Source organism: Micromonospora sp. 15K316 (assembly GCF_004348525.1).
GTDB lineage: Bacteria > Actinomycetota > Actinomycetes > Mycobacteriales > Micromonosporaceae > Micromonospora.
Genome location: NZ_SMKG01000018.1, coordinates 20854 through 41091, shown reverse-complemented (window position 1 = coordinate 41091; position 20238 = coordinate 20854). Strand labels below are relative to the sequence as shown.

Sequence of the window (20238 nt, the reverse complement as noted above, 5' to 3'; positions counted from 1 at the left end):
ACGCGCGGCGGGCAGGGAAGCGTCCGGTCAGTGCGGGTTGCCGGCGGTGAGCCGAAGCGTGAAACCGGCCGGGCCGCTCCGGTGCAGGCTCACGTGGTTGCAGGACTGGTAGGTGATCCAGAGGCCGAGGCCGCCGGTCGCGCCGTTGCCGGCCGGGAGCAGTCCGGCGAACGGGTCCTCCGGGCCGTCCCCGGCGTCGCTGACGGTCGCCACGATCCGGTCCGGTCCGGCCCAGAGACGTAGCCGGACCGGGGTGCGCCCGTGCCGCAGCGCGTTGGTGACGGTCTCGCTGACGGCGACGACCAGATCGTCGACGTCGTCTCGCGGCAGCGCGCCCCGGTCGACCGCCTGCACGGCGGCGCGGGCCTGCGCCGCCGTGGGGTCGGTCAGCTCGATCAGGGGTGCGGTGGCCTGGAGCGGATCGGCCGGCGCGCCGCGCTCCTCGCGCAGGTAGACGGCCGGCTCCGTGTACGTCGGGCTGGGCGCGTGCCCGTCGCCCGGGGTGGCGAACCACGGGTGGGTGCGGGCCACCTCTTCGAGCACGTGCGGTGGCGTGATCCGGGTGTCGTACGCGCACATGCTCCAGAGCGGGAAGTCGTCGTACGCGTGGTTGATCGCCGACTCGTACCGGGCCCACCAGTCCCAGGTCGGCCCGAACGCGATCTGCGGCAGCTCACCGATGATCCGGATCTGCCCGGCCCCGGCGGCCACCCGGTCGGCCAGCAACTGCCGGTAGGAGCGGATCGCGGCGGTGGGGCGGGCGTAGACGCTGCCGCCGGTCAGGAACTCGACGCCCGATCCGGTGGGCAGAGCGTCCCGCACCAGCCCTCCGGTGCGCTCGCCGAGGGCGACGAACGTCGGCTCGCCGGCCTCGACCCCGCCGCGCAGGAACGGCACCACGACGGCGAGCAGCTCCTCGTCGGAGCCGTAGCGGACCGCCTCGTGCAGGTAGCCGTGGTGACCCGCGGCGGCACCCGTCCTCATCGCGTGACCTCCGCGGTGAGACCGGGCAGATCGAGCAGGGCGGCCAGGCGCGCCGCGGCGGGGTGCGGCGTGCGCAGCAGCACGGCGGAGTCGCGGCGGCGGGCGTACTCGCGCAGTCGTGTCAGCGCCCGCTGGTCGACGAAGCGCAGGCCGGGCGCCGCCAGCACCAGCCGGCCGTCGACCGCTCGCAGGTCGGCCCGCTCCAGCGCGGTGACGAAGAGCTCCTCGCCGGCGTCGTCCAGCTCGCCGGTCACGGCCGGGGCCTCATGCCGGCAGTTTAGGCCCACTCGCCCGATCACGGCGCCTCGACCGGGCAGCGCTGGCGCAGTCGCTCGATCACCGCCGCGCCGGCCTCGTCGAAGGCGTCGAGCTGCGCCGGGGTGAGCGCGTCGAAGAAGAGTTCGCGCACCAGGGCCGCGTGGGCCCGGGCGGCGGCGTGGACGCCGGCCAGACCGGCGTCGGTGATCCGGACGGTGGCCGCCCGGGCGTCCTCCGGGCAGTCGTCCCGCAGGACCAGGCCGCGCTGCTCCATCCGGCGGATCTGGTGGGCGAGCCGGCTCTTCTCCCACTGGAGCTCTTCGCGGAGTTCGCGGGAGCGCAGCGCCCGGCCGGGCGCCTCGGCCAGCGCGGCGAGCACCTGGAAGTCGGGCTCGGAGATGCCCGCGTCCCGCTGGAGGTGCTGGTTCAGGGCGAGCGAGAGCTGGTCGTGCATCCGGTGGAAGGCGCGCCAACTCTGGTACTCGCGCCCGTCGAGCCGGTTACCGGGATCCCCCATCCGACCAGCGTAATTCGCGGTGGGGCGGACCGGCCGGCTCGGGAACCCGGGCCGGCCGGGGATGACCGGGATCACACGCACATCGACCGTGAACGCCGTAGTCTGGTTGACGCATCAACCTTTGGGAGGCAGTCGTGACAGGCAACTACGGCCACCGCCTCGAGTTCGGCACGTTGGTCACGCCGGTGAACGCCGCGCCCGACACTCCGGTGGCGCTCGCCCGGCGCAGCGAGGCGCTCGGCTACGACCTGGTCACCTTCTCCGACGACCCCGGCCAGCCGGCGCACCTGGACACGTGGACCTTGCTCGCCTGGGTCGCCGGGCGGACCGAGCGGATCCACCTCGCGGCGAACGTGCTCACCGCCGAGACGCGGCCCCCGGCCGTGCTCGCCCGCTCCACCGCCAGCCTGGACCTCCTCTCCGGTGGCCGCGTGGAACTCGCCCTGGGCACCGGCGACCACGAGCCCCGAACCGGTCTCGACGCCGCCGGGGCGACGGGTGGCCCCGCGCGTGCGGATTTCGACGCGCTCGGCGAATCGGTCGACGTCGTCCGGGCCATGCTCGCCGCCGACGACCCGGCGCCGGTTCGCTACCGCGGCGCGTACCACCGCCTCGACGGCGCGTCCGCCGGCCCGCTCCCGGCCCACCACATCCCGATCTGGCTCGGCGGAACCGACCCCCGGCTGCTGCGGTTGGTCGGCGAGAAGGCCGACGGGTGGCTCAGCACGCTCGACCCGGCCGGTCCGGACGCGGTCCGCGCCGGCAACAAGATCATTGACGAGGCGGCCCGGGCGGCCGGCCGCGATCCGGCGGAGATCCGCCGCCTGCTCAACGTCTCCGGACGGTTCGCCGAGACCCGCCAGGGATTCCTGCACGGACCGGCCACCGGCTGGGTCGAGGACCTGCTGCCGCTGGTCGTCGAGGACGGTGTCGGCACCTTCATCCTGATCACCGACGACGTGGCGACCATGGAGCGGTTCGCGCGCGAGGTGGCGCCGGCCCTGCGGGAGGCGGCCGACCGGGCACTGCCCGCGCCGCTGCCCCGCACCGCCCAGCGCAGCGGCACCGTCCGTGCCAAGCGGCGCCCCGGCATCGCGTACGACGAGGTGCCCGCCTCCCTCACCGGCGGCGCCGTGGAGCCCGGCGACATCGCCTACTCCCGGGTACGGTCCACCTACCTGCGCGGCGGCGCGCCCGGTCTCGTCCTGCGACCGCGTACCCCGGCCGAGGTGGCCGACGCGCTCGCCTTCGCCCGCGCGCACCGGCACCTGCCGCTCGGTATCCGCAGTGGCGGGCACGGCATCAGCGGCCGGTCGACCAACGACGGCGGCATCGTCATCGACGTCGGCGCCCTGAACCGCATCGAGGTGCTCGACGAGGCACGTCGCCTGGTCCGGATCGGCCCGGGGGCGCGCTGGACGGAGGTCGCCGAGGCGCTGGCCCCGCACGGCTGGGCGCTCACCTCCGGCGACTACGGCGGCGTCGGCGTGGGCGGGCTGGCCACCGCGGGCGGCGTCGGTTGGCTGGCGCGCAAGCACGGGCTCACCATCGACCACCTGCGCGCGGTCGAGCTGGTCCTCGCCGACGGGCGCGCCGTCCGGGCCAGCGACACCGAGAACTCCGACCTCTTCTGGGCGGTACGCGGCGCCGGCGCCAACTTCGGCGTGGTGACCGCCTTCGAGTTCGAGGTGGACGAGGTCGGACCGGTCGGCTGGGCCCAGTTCGCGCTGGACGCCGCTGATCCCGCCGCCCTCCTGACCCGCTGGGGCGCCGCGGTCGAGGCCGCCCCGCGCGACCTGACCAGCGCGATCATCATGGGTCCGCCCCGGTTGGGCCAGCCGGCGGTGGCGCAGGTGATGGCGATGGTCGACTCGGACGATCCCGCGACGATCGTGGCGCAGCTCCAGCCGCTCGCCGACGTCGCGCCCGGGTACGACCAGCAGGTGGTCATCACCTCGTACGCCTCGGTGATGGCCAACGCGAGCGACGCGCCGCATCAGGCCCAGGGCGAACCGATCTCCCGCACCGGCCTGCTCACCCGCCTCACCCCCGAGTTCGCGGCGGCCGCCGCCCGGCTGCTGGCCAGCGGGGTCGTCTACTTCTTCCACCTCCGCTCGATCGGCGGCGCGGTCACCGACGTGGACCCGGACGCGATGGCGTGGAGCCACCGGAACGCCAACTTCCACGTGACCGCGTTCGGGCGGCACCGGGCCCGGCTCGACGCGCTCTGGGACGGCCTGCTCGCCGAGCACCTGCACGGCACCTACCTCAGCTTCGAGACCGACCTGCGACCGGAACGTCTCACCGAGGCGTTCCCGCCCCGCACGCTGGCCCGCCTGCGCACGCTGAAGAAGCGGTACGACCCGGACGGCCTCTTCCGCGACAACTTCGCCATCACACCCGACACCGCAACGAGGACGACGTCATGACCGACTACGGGCACGACCTACTGTTCGGCACCTTCACCACGCCCACCGTGCAACCCGTCCGGCACGCCGTCGACCTGGCCGTGGTCGCCGACCGCGCCGGGCTGGACCTGGTCACCTTCCAGGACCACCCGTACCAGCCGCGGTTCCACGACACCTGGACGCTGCTGAGCTACGTGGCCGCGCGCACCGAGCGGGTGCACCTCAGCGCCAACGTGCTCAACCTGCCGCTGCGCCAGCCGGCGATGATCGCCCGCAGCGCGGCCAGCCTCGACCTGCTCAGCGGCGGACGGTTCGAGCTGGGCATCGGCGCGGGCGCCTACTGGGACGCCATCGAGGCGATGGGCGGCCCGCGGCGCAGCGCCGGCCAGGCGATCACCGCGCTGGACGAGGCGATCCGGATCATCCGTGAGGTCTGGGCGGCCGACAAGCCCGGCGGCGTACGTGTCGACGGCGAGCACTACCGGGTCAGCGGCGCCAAGCGGGGACCCGCCCCGGCGCACGACGTGAACGTCTGGGTCGGCGCGTACAAGCCGCGGATGCTGCGGCTGACCGGACGGTTGGCCGACGGCTGGCTGCCGTCCCTGCCGTACTTCAAGAACGGGCCGGCCGAGCTGGTCGGCATGAACGCACAGATCGACGAGGCCGCCGCGGCGGCGGGTCGGGAGCCGGCGCAGATCCGGCGGTTGCTCAACATCGGCGGCGAGTTCTCGCCCACCGGCCGGTCGCTGCTCAACGGCCCACCGGAGCAGTGGGCGGAGGATCTCGCCGGCCTGACCCTGGAGTACGGGGTGAGTGCCTTCATCCTGATGGCCGACGATCCCGCCACGATCGAGATCTTCGCCGCCGAGGTCGCCCCGGCCACCCGGGAGTTGGTCGCCGAGGAGCGGGCCCGCACCGCGCGCTGACGCGGCCGTTCGACGTTCCGGCGGTGCTCCGGGATCGGGGCACCGCCGGGCGGCGGTCACCCGTCGGCCGTCTCGACGACGGCGAGCCGGCCGCGCAGGTGCTCCCGCTCCGGCTCGGTGCCGGCGAGGTCGAGCGCCTCCCGGTACGCGGCAGCCGCCTCCGCGTGCCGGCCGAGCCGGTGCAGCAGACCGGCCCGGGCGGCGGGGTAGGGGTGGTAGCCGCGTAGCTGTGCCTCGCCGGCCAGCTCGTCCAGGAGCGCGAGGCCGGCCTCCGGGCCGTCCCGCATCGCGACCGCCACGGCCCGGTTCAGGGCCACCACCGGCGACGGCGTCAACGCGAGGAGTACGTCGTAGAGCGCCACCACCTGCGGCCAGTCGGTGGACGCCTCGTCGGCCGCCTCGTCGTGCAGTGCGGCGATCGCGGCCTGCACCCCGTACGGTCCGGGCGCGCCACCGGTCAGCGCGACGAGCACCAGGGCCCGCCCTTCGTCGATCATGTCGCGGTCCCAGCGGCTGCGGTCCTGGGCGTCGAGGAGCACCAGCTCGCCCTCGGGACCGATCCTTGCGTCCCGCCGGGCGTGCACGAGCAGCATGAGCCCGAGCAGGCCGGCGACCTCCCGTTGGGCGGGCAGCAGCCGGCGCAGGATCCCGGCCAGCCGGATGGCCTCCTCGGCGAGGTCGAGCCGCTGCAGCCGCGGACCGGAGCTGGCCGCGTACCCCTCGGTGAAGATCGAGTACACGGCCTGGAGCACGCCGGGCAGGCGGCCGGGCAGTTCCTTCGGCCCGGGCACCCGGAACGGGATGCGCGCCTCGGAGATCTTCTTCTTGGCGCGGACCAGCCGCTGGGCCATCGTCGCCGTCGGCACCAGGTAGGCCCGGGCGACCTCGGGCGTGGTCAGCCCGGCCAGGGAGCGCAGGGTCAACGCGCCCCGGTCCGCGGCCGGCAGCGCCGGGTGGGCGCAGGTGAAGAAGAGCCGCAACCGCTCGTCGGGAAGGCCGTCGTCGTCGCTCACCGGGGCGGTCGTGTCGGCCCGCTCCGCCTCGGCCGCGATGAGCGCCAGCCGGGCCGCGTACGCCTGGTCGCGCCGGAGCCGGTCGACGGCCCGGCGGCGGGCGGTGGTGAGCAGCCAGGCGCCGGGCCGGGCCGGTACGCCGTCGACCGGCCAGTGCACCAGGGCCGCCTCGATCGCCTCGGAGGCGACGTCCTCGGCGAGATCGAGATCGCCGAAGCGGTGCGCCAGGGCGGCGAGCAGCCGGCCGCGCTCCTCGCGGAAGACCGCCTCGACCGAGGCGCGCGCGCCGGCTGCCCACTCGCCCATTCCGGTCGACCTCAGAACTCGGCGATCGGCCGGACCTCGACCGCCCCGCTGCCGCGTGACCCGGGGCAGCGGGCGGCCCAGTCCACGGCGACGTCGAGATCCGGCACGTCGATGACGTAGTAGCCACCGAGCACCTCCCGGGACTCGGCGAACGGCCCGTCGGTGACGGTCCGCTCGCCGCTGCTCCCGACGCGGACGGTGGTGGCGGTGATCAGGTCGGCCAGTGAGTGGCTGGAGACCACGACACCGGCCTCCCGCGCCTCCTTGTCGTAGGCCATCCAGTCCTCGACCGTGCACTCGTCCGGTGCGTCCGCGGATCCGCTGTAGATCAGCAGCATGTACTTCATGTCCGACTCCTGTCGTCTCCGGCTGCCTTACGGTCTGACGACGAACGGGACCGGCGCGAATCGACACGCCCTGCGGAAGATTCTCGTCGTTCTTCTTCCTGCGCGCTGTCAGGGGCCGACCCGCCACGGACCGTCACGTCGGGTGAGATCACGCGCTGTGACTGCGCGCCCTGCGGCCGCCCGCTACCGGGCGAGCAGCGTTCGCAGCGCCTCGACGACCTCCGCCGGCGCCTCCTCGGCCATGAAGTGGCCCGACGAGACGGTGCGGTGCTCCAGGTCCGGTGCCCACGCCCGCCACAGCTCCGCCGCGTCGTAGCCGAGCGCGGCGCCCCAGTCCTGCTGGAGAACCGTCACCGGCATTCGCAGCCGGTTCCCGGCCGCCCGGTCGGCCTGATCGTGGGCGACGTCGATCCCGGCCGTCGCCCGGTAGTCGGCCACGATCGAGGTGACCGCCGACCGGGACGCCGCCAGGTAGGCGGCCCGCACGTCGGCGGGGATCGCCTCCGGATTCCGGGTCCAGACGTCCAGGAAATGCCCGAAGAAGGCGTCCGGGCTTCCGCTGATCAGCCGCTCGGGCAGGCCCGGCGGCTGGGCCATGAGGTACAGGTGGAAACCGACGGCGGCGGTGGTGCCGTGCAGGACGTCCCACATGTCGAGGGTGGGCAGCACGTCGAGCGCGGCGAGGTGGGTGACCGCGTCCGGGTGGTCGAGGCCGGCCCGCACGGCGACCAGCGCACCGCGGTCATGGCCGGCCAGGGCGAACCGCTCGTGCCCCAGCGCCCGGGCCAGCGCCACGATGTCGGCGGCCATGGTCCGCTTGGCGTACCGTTCACCGTCGGTGTCGGCGGGCTTGTCGCTGGCGCCGTACCCACGCAGGTCGGGGCAGATCACCGTGTGGTCCGCGGCGAGGTCGGCGGCGACGTGCCGCCACATGAGATGCGTCTGCGGGAAGCCGTGCAACAGGACGACCGGGCTGCCGGAACCGCCCACGGCCGTCTGGAGCGTCACACCGTCCGCGACGGTGACGCGCTGGTAGTCGAAGCCCTTGATCTCCACGGTTGACCCCTCGTTCTCGGCGGCCCGGGCGGGGCGGGTGCCCCACTCGGGCGGTATGCGTCGAGCCTGCGCCCGGGCGATCAGCAGCCGATCAGCGTCGGATGAGTGGCGCCTCCGGCGCGGCCGAGGCGACCTAGATTGGGGGCCATGACCAGCCAGCCGGCCGCGCCCGCGGTGACCTTCGGCGTGCTCGGGGCGGTACGCGCCGACGCCCCCGGCGGCCCGGTGGCGTTGCGGGGCGCACGGCAACGCGCCGTGCTGGCCCGGCTGCTGGTCGCCCGGGGTCGGGTGGTACCGGTCGACCGGCTGCTCGACGCGCTCTGGGCGGAGCCGCCGGAAGGGGGCGTGGCCGCGCTGCGCACCTTCGTGGCCGACCTGCGCCGTGCCCTGGAGCCCGAGCGGCCGCCCCGCCAACCGTCCCGCCTGCTGGTGACCGTGCCGCCCGGGTACGCGCTGCACCCCGCCGCCGGCGCGGTGGACGCCTGGCGCTTCGAGGCGGCGGTCAGCGAGTCGGCGGAGCTGCTCACGGCCGGGGACGCCGGTGCCGCGCTCGCCCGCCTCGACGAGGGGCTCGCCCTCTGGCGGGGCCCCGCCTACGCCGAGTACGCCGGCTGGAGTTGGGCCCGCGCGGAGATCGATCGGCTCGACGAGCTGCGGCTGCTGGCGGTCGAGCGACGGGCCGAGGCGCTGCTCTCCGCCGGCCGGGCCGCCGAGGCCGCCTCCGACCTGCGGGCGCACGTCGCCGACCAGCCGCTGCGGGAGGACGCCTGGCGGTTGCTCGCCCTCGCCCTGTACCGCGCGGACCGGCAGGGCGACGCGCTGGCGGCGCTGCGCCGTGCCCGGGAGACGCTGGTGGCGCGGCTCGGTGTCGACCCCGGCCCCCGGCTGCGGCAGCTGGAGGCGGACGTCCTCGCCCAGGCGCCGCACCTCGCCGGCCCGCCGGCCCCGGCCACGTCCGCCGGCCCGGCCATACCCGCGCCCGTCTCGCGCCCGGCGGGGTCGGACGCCCGATCCGCGCGGGTCGCCGCGCCGGCGGCGGGCGAGCCGGTCGGCGGGGCGGGGCGCCGCCCACTCGTCGGGCGGGACGGTGAACTGGCCCGCCTCCGGCAGGCGGCCGAGCAGGTGGCCGCGGGAAACACCCCGAGCCTCGCCCTGGTCTCCGGCGACGCGGGCGCCGGCAAGTCGGCGCTCGCGGAGGCACTGACCGGTGAGCTCGCGGCGGCCGGCTGGATTCCGGCCTGGGGCCGCAGCCCCGAGTACGACGGCGCACCGGTGGCCTGGCCGTGGCGGCAGATCGCCGACCAGCTGACGGCGGCGACCGGAGCTGCGCCGCCCACCGCCGAGCCGGAGCCCGCGGGCGGCGGCGGGAGCGATCCGGCGGTGGCCCGGTTCCGCCTGCACCGCGCCGCCGCCGCGCAGCTCACCGAGGCGGCGCGGCGCGGACCGGTGCTGCTGGTCCTCGACGACCTGCACCGCGCGGACGAGGGCACCCTCGACCTGCTCGCCGCGCTGCTCACCGAGCCGGAGCCGGTCACCGGCCCGGTGCTGCTGGTCGGCACGTACCGGGCCACCGAGATCACGCCCGAGCTGACCACGGCGCTGGCCCGGTTCGCCCGGACCGAGCCCCTCCGCGTCTACCTGGGCGGGCTCGCCGAACCGGCGACCGGTGAGCTGGTCCGGGCCGTCGCCGGGCGGGACCCGGACGGGCCCGCCCTGCGGTCGATCCAGCGCCGCAGCGGTGGCAACCCGTTCTTCGTACGGGAGTTGGCCCGGCTCCTCGCGGCCGAGGGTGACGCGGCGCTGGAGCGGGTGCCGGCCGGGGTACGGGACGTCATCCGGCACCGGCTCACCCGGCTCCCCCCGGCGGCGCAGGACGTGCTGCGGCAGGCCGCGGTCCTCGGCCGGGACGTCGATCCGGAGGTGCTGGCCGTTCTCGCGGGTGGCGACGCGACGGTTCTCGACGCGCTGGACCAGGCCCTGGCGGCCGGCTTCCTCACCGAGCAGGACGGCGAGCTGAGGTTCACCCACGTCCTGGTCCGGGACACGATCTACGGCGACCTCTCCGCGCCGCGCCGGACCCGCTGGCACACCGCCGCCGGTGCGGCGATCGAGCGGCTGCGTCCCGACGACGTGGTGGCCCTGGCCCACCACTTCGGCGAAGCGGCGAACCGGGCCACCGCCGGGCGCGCCGGCCGGTACGCCCGGCTCGCCGCCGAGCAGGCCGAACGTCGCGCCCACCCGTACCAGGCGGTCCGCCTGTGGCAGCAGGCGGTCGACGCCCACGACCGGGCCGGCGACGCCGACGTGCGCGCACGGCTGGTGGCGATGATGGGTCTCGGCCGGGCGCTGGCCGTGACCGGGCACCTGGACGACACCCGCCGCTACCGCGCCGAGGCGATCGGCACGGCCGAGACGCTCGACGATCCGCCCCTGGTCGCCGCGGTGCTCACCGCCTTCGACGTGCCGGCGGTGTGGACCCGCAACGACGACGAGGAGCTCTCCGGTCGAATCGTGACGGCTGTCGACCGGACGCTGGGCACGGTCGGCGCGGACGACCCGGAGCTGCGCGGCCGGCTGCTCGGCACGCTCGCTCTGGAGCTGCGGGGGACCACCGGAGACCGGGGCCGCCGGGCGGCCGTCGAGGCGGAGGCCATCGCGCGGCGACTGCGCCGGCCGGCGCTGCTGGCGTTCGCGCTCAACGCCCGCTTCATGCACTCCTTCGAGCGGACCGGCCTGGCCCCGCAGCGCGCGCGGCTCGGCGCGGAGCTGGCCGACCTTGCCGCCCGGCACGAACTGGTGACCTTCGAGGTGCTCGGCCACCTCGTGGTGATGCAGGCGAGCTGTGCGCTCGCCGATCTCGGCGCCGCCGACGCGGCCGCGGCCGCCGCCGACCGGCTCGCCGACCGGCACGACCTGCCCCTGGTGGGCGTCTTCACCGAGTGGTACGCCGCGCTCCGTCTCGCCCTGCTCGGACGCCGAGCCGAGGCGGAGGCCGCCTACCGGCGGGCGGCGGCCCGGACCCCGACGGCGGGAATGCCTGGCATGGCCGAGGGTCTGCTACCGCTCGCGTTGCTGTCGTTGCGGCTGGCCGACACGCCTCCGGGCGCGCCCGTGCCGGTGCCCGACGCGAGGGAGCTGGGTCCGTACGAGCCGTGGGCGCGGGCGCTGGAGCTGGCCGCCGCCGGAGGCCGGGACGAGGCCGTCGCCGCCCTGCGCACGCTCCCCGGATCGCCGCACGACCTGCTCCGGGAGGCCCGCCTCTGCCTTACCGCCCGGGCCGCGCTCGCCGTCGAGGACGAGCCGACGATCCGGTACGCGTACGCCGAGCTGCTGCCCGCCGCGGCCGAGTTGGGCGGGGCGGGCAGCGGTGTGCTCAGCCTCGGCCCGGTGGCCCGGCACCTGGCCGACCTGGCCACCGCGCTCGGCCGGGACGAGGAGGCCGCCGCCCACGACCGGACGGCGCGGGCGCTCGTGGCCCGCCTCGCGGCGGCGTCGTGACGCGGCACGGGTGCTCCGGGCCGTGGCCGGCCCGGAGCACCCGCTGTCGGCTCAGGACTTCCGGAGCCAGAAGGTCAGACCCAGCGACTCGTCGGTGAACGGCTCCGCGTCGGCCCAGGACGGCTCGCCCTCGGCGCAGTCGGCCGCCAGCACCTCCTCGGCGACCAGGTCACGGTGCTCGCGCAGGGCCAGCGCGGTCTCCTCGCGGTCCGCGCGGTAGCGCAGCTCGATCCGGTCGGTCACCTCCAGGCCGCTGCTCTTGCGGGCCTCCTGGATCTGCCGGATCGCGTCGCGGGCCACGCCGGCCCGCCGCAGCTCCGGGGTGAGGTGCAGGTCGAGCGCCAGCGTCGCGCCGGCGTCGCTGGCCACCGCCCAGCCCTCACGCGGCGTCTCGGTGACCACCACCTCGTCCGGGCCGAGCGTCACCGTCTCCTCGCCGACCTGGACGGTGGCCGATCCGGTGTCGCGCAGCGAGTCCTTCAGCGCGGCCGCGTCGGCCGCCGCGATCGCCGCCGCGACCTGCTGCACCGTCTTGCCGAACCGCTTGCCCAGCGTGCGGAAGTTCGCCTTGGCGGTGGTGTCCACGAGCGACCCGCCGGCCCCACCCACCGGGTCGACCGAACCGATGTTGAGCTCGGCGGCGATCTCCGCCAGCAGCTCCGGCGAGAGCTCCTCGAAGCCGCCCGCCGAGGCCAGCGCCCGCGACAGCGGCTGCCGCACCTTCATGCCGGAGTCGGCCCGGGCCGCCCGGCCCAGCTCCACCAGCCGCCGGGCGAGCGCCATCTGCCGGGAGAGCGACGGGTCGATCAGCGACTCGTCGGCGACCGGGTACGGGGCGAGGTGCACCGACTGCGGCGCCTCCGGGTCGACCGGCACGACCATGTCCTGCCAGACCCGTTCGGTGATGAACGGGGTGAGCGGCGCCAGCAGCAGCGTGACGGTGCGCAACGCCTCGTGCAGGGTGGCGAGCGCCGCCCGGTCACCCCGCCAGAAGCGGCGCCGGCTGCGCCGTACGTACCAGTTCGACAGGTCGTCCACGAACGTGGCGAGCAGCCGGCCGGCCTGGTGCGTGTCGAAGTCGGCCATCGCGGCGTCGACCTGCTGGACCAGGGTGTTCAGCTCGGAGAGCAGCCACCGGTCCAGCACCGGCCGGTCGGCCGGGGCCGGGTCCCCGGCCGACGGGGTCCACCCGGCGGTACGGCCGTAGAGGGACTGGAAGGCGACCGTGTTCCAGTAGGTCAGCAGGGTCTTGCGGACGACCTCCTGGAGCGCGGTGTGCCCGACCCGCCGGGCGGACCAGGGCGAGCCGACGGCGGCCATGAACCAGCGCACCGCGTCCGCGCCGTGCTGCTCCAGCAGTGGGATCGGCTCCAGGATGTTGCCCAGGTGCTTGGACATCTTCCGGCCGTCCTCGGCGAGGATGTGGCCGAGGCAGACCACCGTCTCGTACGGGGAGCGGTCGAAGACCAGCGTGCCGACGGCCATCAGGGTGTAGAACCAGCCACGGGTCTGGTCGATGGCCTCGGAGATGAACTGCGCCGGGTAGCGCTGCTCGAACAGCTCCTTGTTCCGGTACGGGTAGCCGAACTGGGCGAACGGCATGGAGCCGGAGTCGTACCAGGCGTCGATGACCTCGGGCACCCGGCGGGCGGTCTCGCCGCAGTGGCAGGCGAAGGTGACCTCGTCGATGAACGGCCGGTGCGGGTCGAGCCCGGTCACGTCGGTGCCGGTCAGCTCGCTCAGCTCGGTGAGCGAGCCGACGCAGGTCAGGTGGTCGTTCGCGCAGCGCCAGATGGGCAGCGGGGTGCCCCAGTACCGCCGCCGGGAGAGCGCCCAGTCGACGTTGTTGTTGAGCCAGTCGCCGTAGCGGCCGTGCTTGACCGTGCCCGGGTGCCAGGTGGTGCGCTCGTTCTCCCGCAGCAGCGCGTCGCGCACGGCGGTGGTCCGTACGTACCAGGACGGCTGGGCGTAGTAGATGAGCGCGGTGTGGCAGCGCCAGCAGTGCGGGTAGGTGTGCTCGTACGGGACGTTCTTGAAGAGCAGCCCCCGCAGCTGGAGGTCCTCGATCAGGGGCCGGTCGGCCTCCTTGAAGAACCGCCCGCCGATCAGTGGGATGTCCGGCTCGAAGCGCCCGTTCGACTGCACCGGGTTGACCATCGGCAGCCCGTACGTCCGGGCGGTGGCCAGGTCGTCCGCGCCGAACGCGGGCGCCTGGTGGACGAGGCCGGTGCCGCTGTCCGTGGTCACGTAGGACGCCAGGACGACGTAGTGCGCGTCGGGTACCTCGACGAGGTCGAACGGGGGCCGGTAGGTCCACCGCTCCAGCTCCTTGCCCTTGAACGACTCGCCGGTGAGCTCCCAGCCGTCACCCAGCGCGTACGCCAGCAGCGGTTCGGCGACGACGAGCTGCTCGTTGCCGTCACTGGCGACCACGTACCGCACGTCGGGGTGGACCGCCACCGCGACGTTCGACGGCAGCGTCCACGGGGTGGTGGTCCAGACCAGCAGGGCGGCCCGGTCGGCCAGCGGGCCGGAGGTGAGCGGGAACCGGACGAAGACCGACGGGTCGACGACGGTCTCGTAGCCCTGGGCGAGCTCGTGGTCGGAGAGGCCGGTCTCGTCGCGCGGGCACCACGGGGCGACCCGGAAGTCCTCGACCAGCAGGCCCTTGTCGAAGATCTGCTTCAACGACCACCAGACGGACTCGATGTACTCCGGGTCCATGGTCCGGTAGGCGTCGTCCATGTCGACCCAGTAGCCCATGCGCTCGGTGAGCTCGGCGAACGCGTCGGTGTGCCGGGTCACCGACTCGCGGCAGCGGGCGTTGAACTCGGCGATGCCGAACTTCTCGATGTCCTGCTTGCCGGAGAAGCCGAGTTCCCGCTCGACGGCGAGTTCGACGGGCAGGCCGTGGCAGTCCCAGCCGGCCTTGCGGGCGACGTGGAAGCCCTTCATGGTCTTGTAGCGCGGGAAGACGTCCTTGAAGACGCGCGCCTCGATGTGGTGGGCGCCGGGCATGCCGTTGGCGGTCGGCGGCCCCTCGTAGAAGACCCACTCCGGCCGGCCCTCGGACTGCTCCAGGCTGCGCCTGAAGATGCTGTTCGCGTGCCAGAAGTGCAGGACGTGGTGGTCGAGGTCGGGCAGATCGACCTGCGTCGGTACGCTGCGGTACATCGCTCCTCCGTCGGCGCGTGTGCTGAAGCTCCGCCGGAGGGACGAGGCCGTGGCCCCGCGGTACCACCCTCCTTGGCCGGTGTCCGGCCCTCTCGTTTCGGGTGTGGTCGGGTCTACTCGGCCTCGCGGCCTTTCTTCCGACGGCTCCGGGGTGATCTTCCCGCCGCGCACACCTCCGGGCTTCCACCATCCCCGGATCGCTCCTGGCTGCGTGCGACGGTACTCGTCCCCATCTGCGCCTTCCGCACGCATCCTATCCCAGCCGGGGGTGGCCCCACGACGGTGATAGCCCGCCGGCCGCCTCGTGATACAGCCTGCTCGGACACCATGTCCGAGAAGACCTGCCGGGGGTCCGGCGGCGACGCCTAGGATCTGGACATGCCTTCGATCACGCGGCGACCCTCCGGCGGGGCCGACCGCCGTCTCCCCGTCGAGGCGCGGATCCTCGCCACCACCGAGCACCTGCTCGCCGAGGGGGAGAGCTTCACGGAGCTCGGGGTGCAGCGCATCGCGCGGGAGGCGGGTGTCGCCCGGTCGACCTTCTACATGCACTTCGCGGACAAGACCCAGCTCCTGCTACGGCTCGCCGAGTCGTTCACCGCCGCCTCGTTCGGGATAGCCGGGGAGTGGCAGCCGGCGGAGACGGGCAGGCCCGCCGGCGGCGCGGCCGGGCTGGAGACCCTGGTGGCCGGCTTCCGGGAGATCATCGCCGTCTACCGGCGGCACAGCGGGGTGCTCGCCGCCATCAACGAGGTGTCCGGGTACGAGCCGGCGGTCCGCCGATTCTGGCGGGAGCGGCTCGAGCAGTTCCTCGCGCGTACCGTCCAGGTGCTGGAGGAGGAGCAGCGCGCCGCACGGGCGCCGCGGGACGTCGACATCCCGGCCGCGAGCCGCTTGATCGTGATCGGCGGCGAGCGCTTCCTCGCCGACCACGTGGCCACCGACGACGGCAGCGGCGACGAGGCCGCCGCCCGCGAACTCGCCAACACCTGGTGGTACGGCGTCTACCGGCGCCCCGCCGGGCAGGAGCCGCCGGTCGACTGACCGCGGCCGAACCGTCACGGGATCCCGATCTCAGCGTGGCCGTCGTGCCCCGTGCCGGGCGTAGCGGGCCCGGAACCGCTCCACCCGTCCGGCGCTGTCGACGAGTCGCTGCCTGCCCGTCCAGAACGGGTGGCTGGCGGAGGAGATCTGCACGTCGACGACCGGATAGGTGTTCCCGTCGATCCACTCGACGGTCTGGTCGCTGGTGGCGGTGGAGCGGGTGAGGAAGGCGAAGTCGGCGGCGCGGTCGCGGTAGACGATCGGCCGGTATTCGGGGTGGATGCCGCGCTTCATGCGCTCTCTCCTTGGGTGTCGGCGGGACTGGCGGGCAGATCGGGGTCGGGGCCGCCGTCCGGGGTGAGGGTGGCGAGGGGGAAGCAGCCGACGAACGGATCGGGATAGCTGCGCCAGGTCTCCTCGCCGTCGGCCAGCTCGGCGTCGGTGAGCAGGCACGTGGCGAGGGTGCGGTGCAGTTCGGCGGCGGTCAGGTCCAGGCCGATGAAGACCAGATGGTGGTGGCGGTCGCCGTAGTAGGGGTCCCAGTCGAGAGCGGCGGCGAGCCGCCGGTGGTCGGAGGCGTCGGCCCAGTGCTCGTCGGGCAGCGCGGCGAGCCAGCGTCCGAGCGAACCGAGGGCGAGGCCGCCGCCGGCGAAGTCCCAGGCGATCACCGAGTCCGGCTGGCTGGCCAGCCACAGGTGGCCGCGTGATCGGAGCGCCTCGCCGTTGAGCTCCTCCAGCACGTCGTGCAGACGCTCGGGGTGGAACGGGCGGCGCGCCCGGAACACCACGGAGACGACCCCGCAGTCCGGGTGCGGCTCGTGCACACCGAGCGCGTACCCCTCCAGGCCGCGGGTCAGTACGCCCGGCGTGTCGGGCCGGTGACGTCGGGTGTCGCGCAGCTGCCGGCTCAGCGCGTGGGTGTCGACCAGTTCCGCGTCGACCCGGACCTGAGTGGTCCACGGCGCCATCCGGTCCAGCAGCACGGAGAGCCGGCTGGTGTCGAACTCCCCGTCGCGGGAGACTCCCCAGAGGACGATGGTGTCGGCGTACTCGATCTGGCGCACCACCACGTCGGCCACGGCACGGTCGTCGTCGGCGGCCGCGTGGATGCCGAGGGTCTTGAGGTCGTCGGTGCTGGCCAGTCCGTCGATCAGGTGTTCGGCGTCCACCACCGTGACGTAGGAGTCGACGCGCAGCAGGTCGGTGACGGGTGCGCCGTCGACGAGGCAGTGCGCGCAGGCCGCGGCGACCGCCTCCGGCTCGGCCACCTCGGGGAGCATCAGGATCAGGTCCCGACCGGGGTGCGTCCGGGCGAGCCGGGCCAGGGTGGGCAGCACGTCCTCGCGGAGCGTGCAGGAGACGCACCCGTGCGCGAGGTCGACGCGCACGTCCTCCAGCAGGCCGTCGCCGTCGCGGACGATGCGTTGGACCGAGCCCACGTGCACCTCGGTGAGGTCGTGGCGCACCAGCAGCAGGGACGGGTCCGCCGCGAGCAGGGCGCGGGCGACGGCGTACGTGGTCGCCGGCCAGAAGCCGCTCAGCACGGTCAGTGACGGCCGCAGGTCGGCCTCTCCGGCCACGGTGCCGGCGGGCGCGAGTGGTGACGTCGACATCACGATCCTCTCGTCGCTTGTTGAAAACGATTGTCATTATAGGGTGATGGCCGAACCGGTCCGACGCGCGGGGTGGCCGGGCGGCACCCCGCTGTCGCGGCACCTGGCCCGCCCGAGTAGAAACGAAAACCGTTACCGCTAAGGTCGAGCATCGACGAGAAGGAGTCCGCGTGTCCAGACGATGTGACGTCACCGGGGCCGAACCAGGCTTCGGCAACGCCGTGTCCCACTCCCATCGGCGCACCCGCCGCCGCTGGAACCCCAACCTCCAGCGTCACCGCTACTGGCTGCCGTCCGAGCGGCGCTGGATCACTCTCACCCTCACCGCGAAGGCGTTGCGAACGGTCGACCGCAAGGGCATCGAGGCGATCGTCGCCGAGCTGCGCGGCCGGGGGGCGCGGATCTGATGGCTCGCCAGACCGACATCCGCCCGGTGGTCAAGCTGCGCAGCACCGCCGGTACCGGCTACACGTACGTCACCCGGAAGAACCGGCGCAACGATCCGGATCGCCTCGTCCTGCGCAAGTACGACCCGTTAGTGCGCCGGCACGTCGAGTTCCGGGAGGAGCGCTGATGGCCCGCAGCGGCCTCGTCAACCGCCAGGTTCGCCGGGCGGAGCTGGTCGCGCGGCACGCCGACCGCCGCGCCGCGCTGAAGCGGGCCATCGCCCACCCCGAAACCGACCCGGCGGTACGCGACGAGGCAGTCCGCCACCTGGCGCGGATGCCTCGGGACTCGAGCCCGGTGCGGCTGCGCAACCGGGACGTCGTCGACGGACGACCGCGCGGCGTGCTGACCCGGTTCGGCCTGTCCCGGGTCAGGTTCCGGGAGATGGCGCTGCGGGGCGAGCTGCCGGGCGTGCGCAAGGCGTCCTGGTGACCTCCGACGTGGCCGGTCCGGGTCGCCTCAGCGCCGGTCGGTGGCCGGACCGGTCCACGTCGGGCCACCGCGCAGGTAGGTGAGCACCGCGAGCACGCGACGGTTCGTGTCGTCGCTGGGCAGCAGCCCGAGCTTGGTGAGGATGTTCCCGATGTGCTTGCCGACTGCGGGCTCGGTGACGTGCAACGCCGCCGCGATCGCCGCGTTCGAGCGGCCCTGCGTCACCAGCCCCAGCACCTCCCGTTCCCGCCAGCCAGCCCTACCCTCGGGGCGTGACGCCCGGCGGGTTCGGGTCACCGCCGGGCAGCACGGACTCGCTGACTACTTCTCGGGGTGCAGGGCGACCAGCGCCTGGGCGGCCCGGAAGTACGGGTTGCGGCCGAGGTCGCCGATCGTGACGATGCCGAGCGCCTCCTTCAGCAGCTTGGCGCCACCCTCGCTGACGCCGGCGAGGGCTGCCACCGGGGCGTCGACCAGCTCGGCGAGGGTCTTGTCCTGGTAGGCCTTGTCGACCAGCTTGGTGAGGTCGGCGGTGACGGGCATGAGCTCTCCTTCGATACCCGGGCGACATCTCGCCCGGACGTGACCGATCGGGAGGAATTACATCACCCGCGGCGCACACCCTCCACAGAGGACTCCGACTTTCCGCCTCCCGATCGGGTGCCCGTCGAGGCGGCCTTCCGCTTGCCACGACCCCGGCGGCCCGCCGGCTGACCGTGGGTGTGTCGTCGCGCCGGGGCGGGACCACGCGCCTCCGGGCCGTCGCCCGGCGCGACCTGGACGGGCCCGCCGGGCGGACGACCCATCGCCGGGGCCTCCGGGAGCCGCCGCTCCAGGTCGGTGATGATCGCGCGGAGCTGCGCGAGTTGCTGGTGGACCGACGGCTCGGCGAGGTCGTCGGGCACCCTCCGCCCGGTGGTGCGCTCCGTCGCCGCGCGCTCCTCCTGGTGGGCCTCCTCCAGCGCGTTGAGGACCACGCCCACCAGCAGGTTGGTCAGCAGGTAACAGGCGGTCACCATGTACGACACGTAGTACAGGACCGCCCACTCGGTGACCTCCCGGCCGGCCTGGAGCGTGTCGGTGATGCCGTCCAGCGACAGCAGCAGGAAGAGCGTGAGCATCGCCTGCCCGACCGTGCCGTACCGCTGCGGGAAGGCGGTGCCGAAGAGCATCCAGCCGAGCATCGCGTACCCGTACAGCACCAGCACGGTGACCAGCAAGAAACTGCCGAGCCCCGGCAGGCTGCGCCGGATGCCGATCAGGATCACCCGCAGGCTGGGGAAGAGGCGGAACGCGCGGACGATCCGGGCCAGCCGCAGCAGGCGCAGCAGGGTCACGTTCTCGCGTACGCCGGGCAGCAGCGGGGTGGCGACGATCAGCAGGTCGAACACGTTCCAGCGATCCCGGAAGAACCCGGCCGGACGCCGCAGGTGCGCGCCGAACCGCACCAGCAGTTCGAGCACGAAGAAGGAGAGGCAGGCGTACTCGATCGCCCGCAGTGCAGCGCCCGCCTCCACCACCGCCCGGCCGTACGTCTCCAGGCCCAGGGCCAGCGAGTTGACGACGATCAGGACGAAGCTCGTCAGGCCGAACCAGGAGGCGTCCACCAGCGCCTGGCACGTATCGGCCAGCCGGTGTCTCCGACTCAGAACAGCGGGCGTCATGACTCTCTCCGGGGCCCGCGACCGCGGACCGGCCTCGGGACGATCGTCCGGCGGGCGCCGGCACCGCCGCCGCCCCCCGGTCGCTCCACGGTCAGGCCTTCGGCTTCTCCTCGGCCTTCGGCTCCTCCGCGGACTCCTCGGCCTTCGGCTCCTCGGCCGCCTCGGCCTCCTCGTCGTCCTCGGTCTCCGGCTCCGCCGCCTTCACCGGAGCGGGCACGGTCCAGGAGAACTCGATCTCGACGGAGAGCTCGGTGTCGCTCTCGCGCTCGATCTCCAGCTCGCACCGGACCTCGTCCGCGACCGCGACCGCGCCGGCGGCGCCGTAGTAGACCCGTCCGTCGGACTCCAGCTGGTTCGCCAGCTGGCGCAGCCAGGCGGCCAGGTCGGCCCGTGACACCGTACGGGCGTCCTCGTAGATATCCATGCGCGCCATGCTCGCACTCCACAGAGGACGGACACGCCGACGGGTGGGTCCCCGCGCCCCGGACGGGAATGGTAATGCCGCCGAACGGTGCGGGCGGCCGGGCCGGCGGACCGGACCCGACCGCCCG

Annotated in this window: 19 protein-coding genes and 1 pseudogene; 7 read left to right on the top strand and 13 right to left on the bottom strand. The window is 74.1% G+C overall.

What is annotated here, in order from left to right:
• Positions 1 to 27: 27 nt before the first annotated feature.
• Genes E1211_RS07100 through E1211_RS07090 form a run of 3 tightly spaced genes read right to left on the bottom strand, consistent with a single transcriptional unit; the run spans position 28 to position 1759 of the window.
• Entirely contained in the window at positions 28 to 984 is a 957-nt protein-coding gene (locus tag E1211_RS07100; protein WP_132346647.1) for an anti-sigma factor RsbA family regulatory protein, read from the bottom strand.
• Positions 981 to 1238, bottom strand: coding sequence for a hypothetical protein (locus E1211_RS07095; RefSeq protein WP_132346645.1), 258 nt, complete (start codon positions 1236 to 1238; stop codon positions 981 to 983). Before E1211_RS07095 ends, E1211_RS07100 begins: the two co-directional genes overlap by 4 nt.
• 41 nt (positions 1239 to 1279) lie before the next feature.
• Complete coding sequence (locus E1211_RS07090; protein ID WP_132346643.1) at positions 1280 to 1759, bottom strand: MarR family winged helix-turn-helix transcriptional regulator; 480 nt, start codon at positions 1757 to 1759, stop codon at positions 1280 to 1282.
• Between the two features lie 134 nt (positions 1760 to 1893).
• Between E1211_RS07090 and E1211_RS07085 the strand changes: the two genes are divergently transcribed.
• Together E1211_RS07085 and E1211_RS07080 are read left to right on the top strand one after the other, a co-directional pair.
• Positions 1894 to 4188, top strand: coding sequence for an LLM class flavin-dependent oxidoreductase (locus E1211_RS07085; RefSeq protein WP_132346641.1), 2295 nt, complete (start codon positions 1894 to 1896; stop codon positions 4186 to 4188).
• Entirely contained in the window at positions 4185 to 5093 is a 909-nt protein-coding gene (locus E1211_RS07080) for an LLM class flavin-dependent oxidoreductase (protein WP_132346639.1), read from the top strand. The genes E1211_RS07085 and E1211_RS07080 overlap by 4 nt, the downstream gene beginning before the upstream one ends.
• Positions 5094 to 5149: 56 nt before the next feature.
• Here the strand turns inward: E1211_RS07080 and E1211_RS07075 are convergent, their stop codons facing one another.
• The 3 genes from E1211_RS07075 to E1211_RS07065 all read right to left on the bottom strand — a co-directional run bounded on the left by E1211_RS07075 (position 5150) and on the right by E1211_RS07065 (position 7815).
• On the bottom strand, positions 5150 to 6412 hold the full coding sequence (locus E1211_RS07075; RefSeq protein WP_132346637.1) for an RNA polymerase sigma factor: 1263 nt from the start codon (positions 6410 to 6412) through the stop codon (positions 5150 to 5152).
• 11 nt (positions 6413 to 6423) lie between these two features.
• A complete protein-coding gene (locus tag E1211_RS07070) occupies positions 6424 to 6759 on the bottom strand; it encodes a YciI family protein (RefSeq protein ID WP_132346635.1) in 336 nt (111 codons plus the stop codon).
• A gap of 183 nt (positions 6760 to 6942) precedes the next feature.
• Entirely contained in the window at positions 6943 to 7815 is an 873-nt protein-coding gene (locus tag E1211_RS07065; RefSeq protein ID WP_132346633.1) for an alpha/beta hydrolase, read from the bottom strand.
• A gap of 147 nt (positions 7816 to 7962) precedes the next feature.
• On the opposite strand from E1211_RS07065, the gene E1211_RS33795 reads away from it, so the two are divergent.
• Positions 7963 to 11313 carry an AfsR/SARP family transcriptional regulator gene (locus E1211_RS33795; RefSeq protein ID WP_132346631.1) on the top strand — a complete coding sequence of 1117 codons (3351 nt, stop codon included), beginning with the start codon at positions 7963 to 7965 and terminating at the stop codon, positions 11311 to 11313.
• Positions 11314 to 11364: 51 nt separating this feature from the next.
• Here E1211_RS33795 and ileS read toward each other — a convergent pair whose 3' ends face one another.
• Positions 11365 to 14487, bottom strand: coding sequence for an isoleucine--tRNA ligase (gene ileS, locus E1211_RS07055; protein WP_132346629.1), 3123 nt, complete (start codon positions 14485 to 14487; stop codon positions 11365 to 11367).
• Between the two features lie 378 nt (positions 14488 to 14865).
• Between ileS and E1211_RS07050 the strand changes: the two genes are divergently transcribed.
• Positions 14866 to 15531 (top strand): TetR/AcrR family transcriptional regulator, encoded by a 666-nt coding sequence (locus tag E1211_RS07050; RefSeq protein WP_132346627.1) that lies wholly within the window; start codon positions 14866 to 14868, stop codon positions 15529 to 15531.
• Between the two features lie 30 nt (positions 15532 to 15561).
• Here E1211_RS07050 and E1211_RS07045 read toward each other — a convergent pair whose 3' ends face one another.
• Positions 15562 to 15825, bottom strand: coding sequence for a type B 50S ribosomal protein L31 (locus E1211_RS07045; protein WP_132346625.1), 264 nt, complete (start codon positions 15823 to 15825; stop codon positions 15562 to 15564).
• On the bottom strand, positions 15822 to 17147 hold the full coding sequence (locus tag E1211_RS07040) for a GTP-binding protein (RefSeq protein WP_207915286.1): 1326 nt from the start codon (positions 17145 to 17147) through the stop codon (positions 15822 to 15824). Before E1211_RS07040 ends, E1211_RS07045 begins: the two co-directional genes overlap by 4 nt.
• 167 nt (positions 17148 to 17314) lie before the next feature.
• Here E1211_RS07040 and rpmB point away from each other — a divergent pair, with 167 nt between their 5' ends.
• The 3 genes from rpmB to rpsN are packed head-to-tail and all read left to right on the top strand — an operon-like array spanning position 17315 to position 18023.
• On the top strand, positions 17315 to 17551 hold the full coding sequence (gene rpmB, locus E1211_RS07035; RefSeq protein ID WP_132346621.1) for a 50S ribosomal protein L28: 237 nt from the start codon (positions 17315 to 17317) through the stop codon (positions 17549 to 17551).
• Entirely contained in the window at positions 17551 to 17718 is a 168-nt protein-coding gene (gene rpmG / locus E1211_RS07030) for a 50S ribosomal protein L33 (RefSeq protein WP_120673546.1), read from the top strand. Before rpmB ends, rpmG begins: the two co-directional genes overlap by 1 nt.
• Positions 17718 to 18023 carry a 30S ribosomal protein S14 gene (gene rpsN / locus E1211_RS07025; RefSeq protein ID WP_132346619.1) on the top strand — a complete coding sequence of 102 codons (306 nt, stop codon included), beginning with the start codon at positions 17718 to 17720 and terminating at the stop codon, positions 18021 to 18023. Before rpmG ends, rpsN begins: the two co-directional genes overlap by 1 nt.
• Positions 18024 to 18050: 27 nt before the next feature.
• Here rpsN and E1211_RS07020 read toward each other — a convergent pair.
• The 4 genes and pseudogenes from E1211_RS07020 to E1211_RS07005 all read right to left on the bottom strand — a co-directional run.
• Positions 18051 to 18275 (bottom strand): annotated as a pseudogene (locus tag E1211_RS07020) (response regulator transcription factor); the annotation flags it as partial.
• Between the two features lie 69 nt (positions 18276 to 18344).
• A complete protein-coding gene (locus E1211_RS07015; protein WP_132346617.1) occupies positions 18345 to 18566 on the bottom strand; it encodes a hypothetical protein in 222 nt (73 codons plus the stop codon).
• Positions 18567 to 18628: 62 nt separating this feature from the next.
• Positions 18629 to 19687, bottom strand: a complete 1059-nt coding sequence (locus E1211_RS07010; protein WP_132346615.1) for an ion transporter — start codon at positions 19685 to 19687, stop codon at positions 18629 to 18631.
• 91 nt (positions 19688 to 19778) lie between these two features.
• The gene (locus E1211_RS07005; RefSeq protein WP_165947196.1) at positions 19779 to 20111 is read right to left on the bottom strand and encodes an amphi-Trp domain-containing protein; all 333 of its coding nucleotides are present in this window, start codon (positions 20109 to 20111) and stop codon (positions 19779 to 19781) included.
• Positions 20112 to 20238 lie beyond the last annotated feature (127 nt).

Coding starts and splice junctions, on each gene's coding strand:
- E1211_RS07015 (WP_132346617.1), bottom strand. CDS start 18,566: ATGCCCGTCACCGCCGACCTCACCAAGCTGGTCGACAAGGCCTACCAG.
- E1211_RS07050 (WP_132346627.1), top strand. CDS start 14,866: ATGCCTTCGATCACGCGGCGACCCTCCGGCGGGGCCGACCGCCGTCTC.
- E1211_RS07070 (WP_132346635.1), bottom strand. CDS start 6,759: ATGAAGTACATGCTGCTGATCTACAGCGGATCCGCGGACGCACCGGAC.
- rpsN (WP_132346619.1), top strand. CDS start 17,718: ATGGCCCGCAGCGGCCTCGTCAACCGCCAGGTTCGCCGGGCGGAGCTG.
- E1211_RS07090 (WP_132346643.1), bottom strand. CDS start 1,759: ATGGGGGATCCCGGTAACCGGCTCGACGGGCGCGAGTACCAGAGTTGG.
- E1211_RS07100 (WP_132346647.1), bottom strand. CDS start 984: ATGAGGACGGGTGCCGCCGCGGGTCACCACGGCTACCTGCACGAGGCG.
- E1211_RS07010 (WP_132346615.1), bottom strand. CDS start 19,687: ATGACGCCCGCTGTTCTGAGTCGGAGACACCGGCTGGCCGATACGTGC.
- ileS (WP_132346629.1), bottom strand. CDS start 14,487: ATGTACCGCAGCGTACCGACGCAGGTCGATCTGCCCGACCTCGACCAC.
- E1211_RS33795 (WP_132346631.1), top strand. CDS start 7,963: ATGACCAGCCAGCCGGCCGCGCCCGCGGTGACCTTCGGCGTGCTCGGG.
- rpmG (WP_120673546.1), top strand. CDS start 17,551: ATGGCTCGCCAGACCGACATCCGCCCGGTGGTCAAGCTGCGCAGCACC.
- E1211_RS07045 (WP_132346625.1), bottom strand. CDS start 15,825: ATGAAGCGCGGCATCCACCCCGAATACCGGCCGATCGTCTACCGCGAC.
- E1211_RS07005 (WP_165947196.1), bottom strand. CDS start 20,111: ATGGATATCTACGAGGACGCCCGTACGGTGTCACGGGCCGACCTGGCC.
- E1211_RS07080 (WP_132346639.1), top strand. CDS start 4,185: ATGACCGACTACGGGCACGACCTACTGTTCGGCACCTTCACCACGCCC.
- E1211_RS07075 (WP_132346637.1), bottom strand. CDS start 6,412: ATGGGCGAGTGGGCAGCCGGCGCGCGCGCCTCGGTCGAGGCGGTCTTC.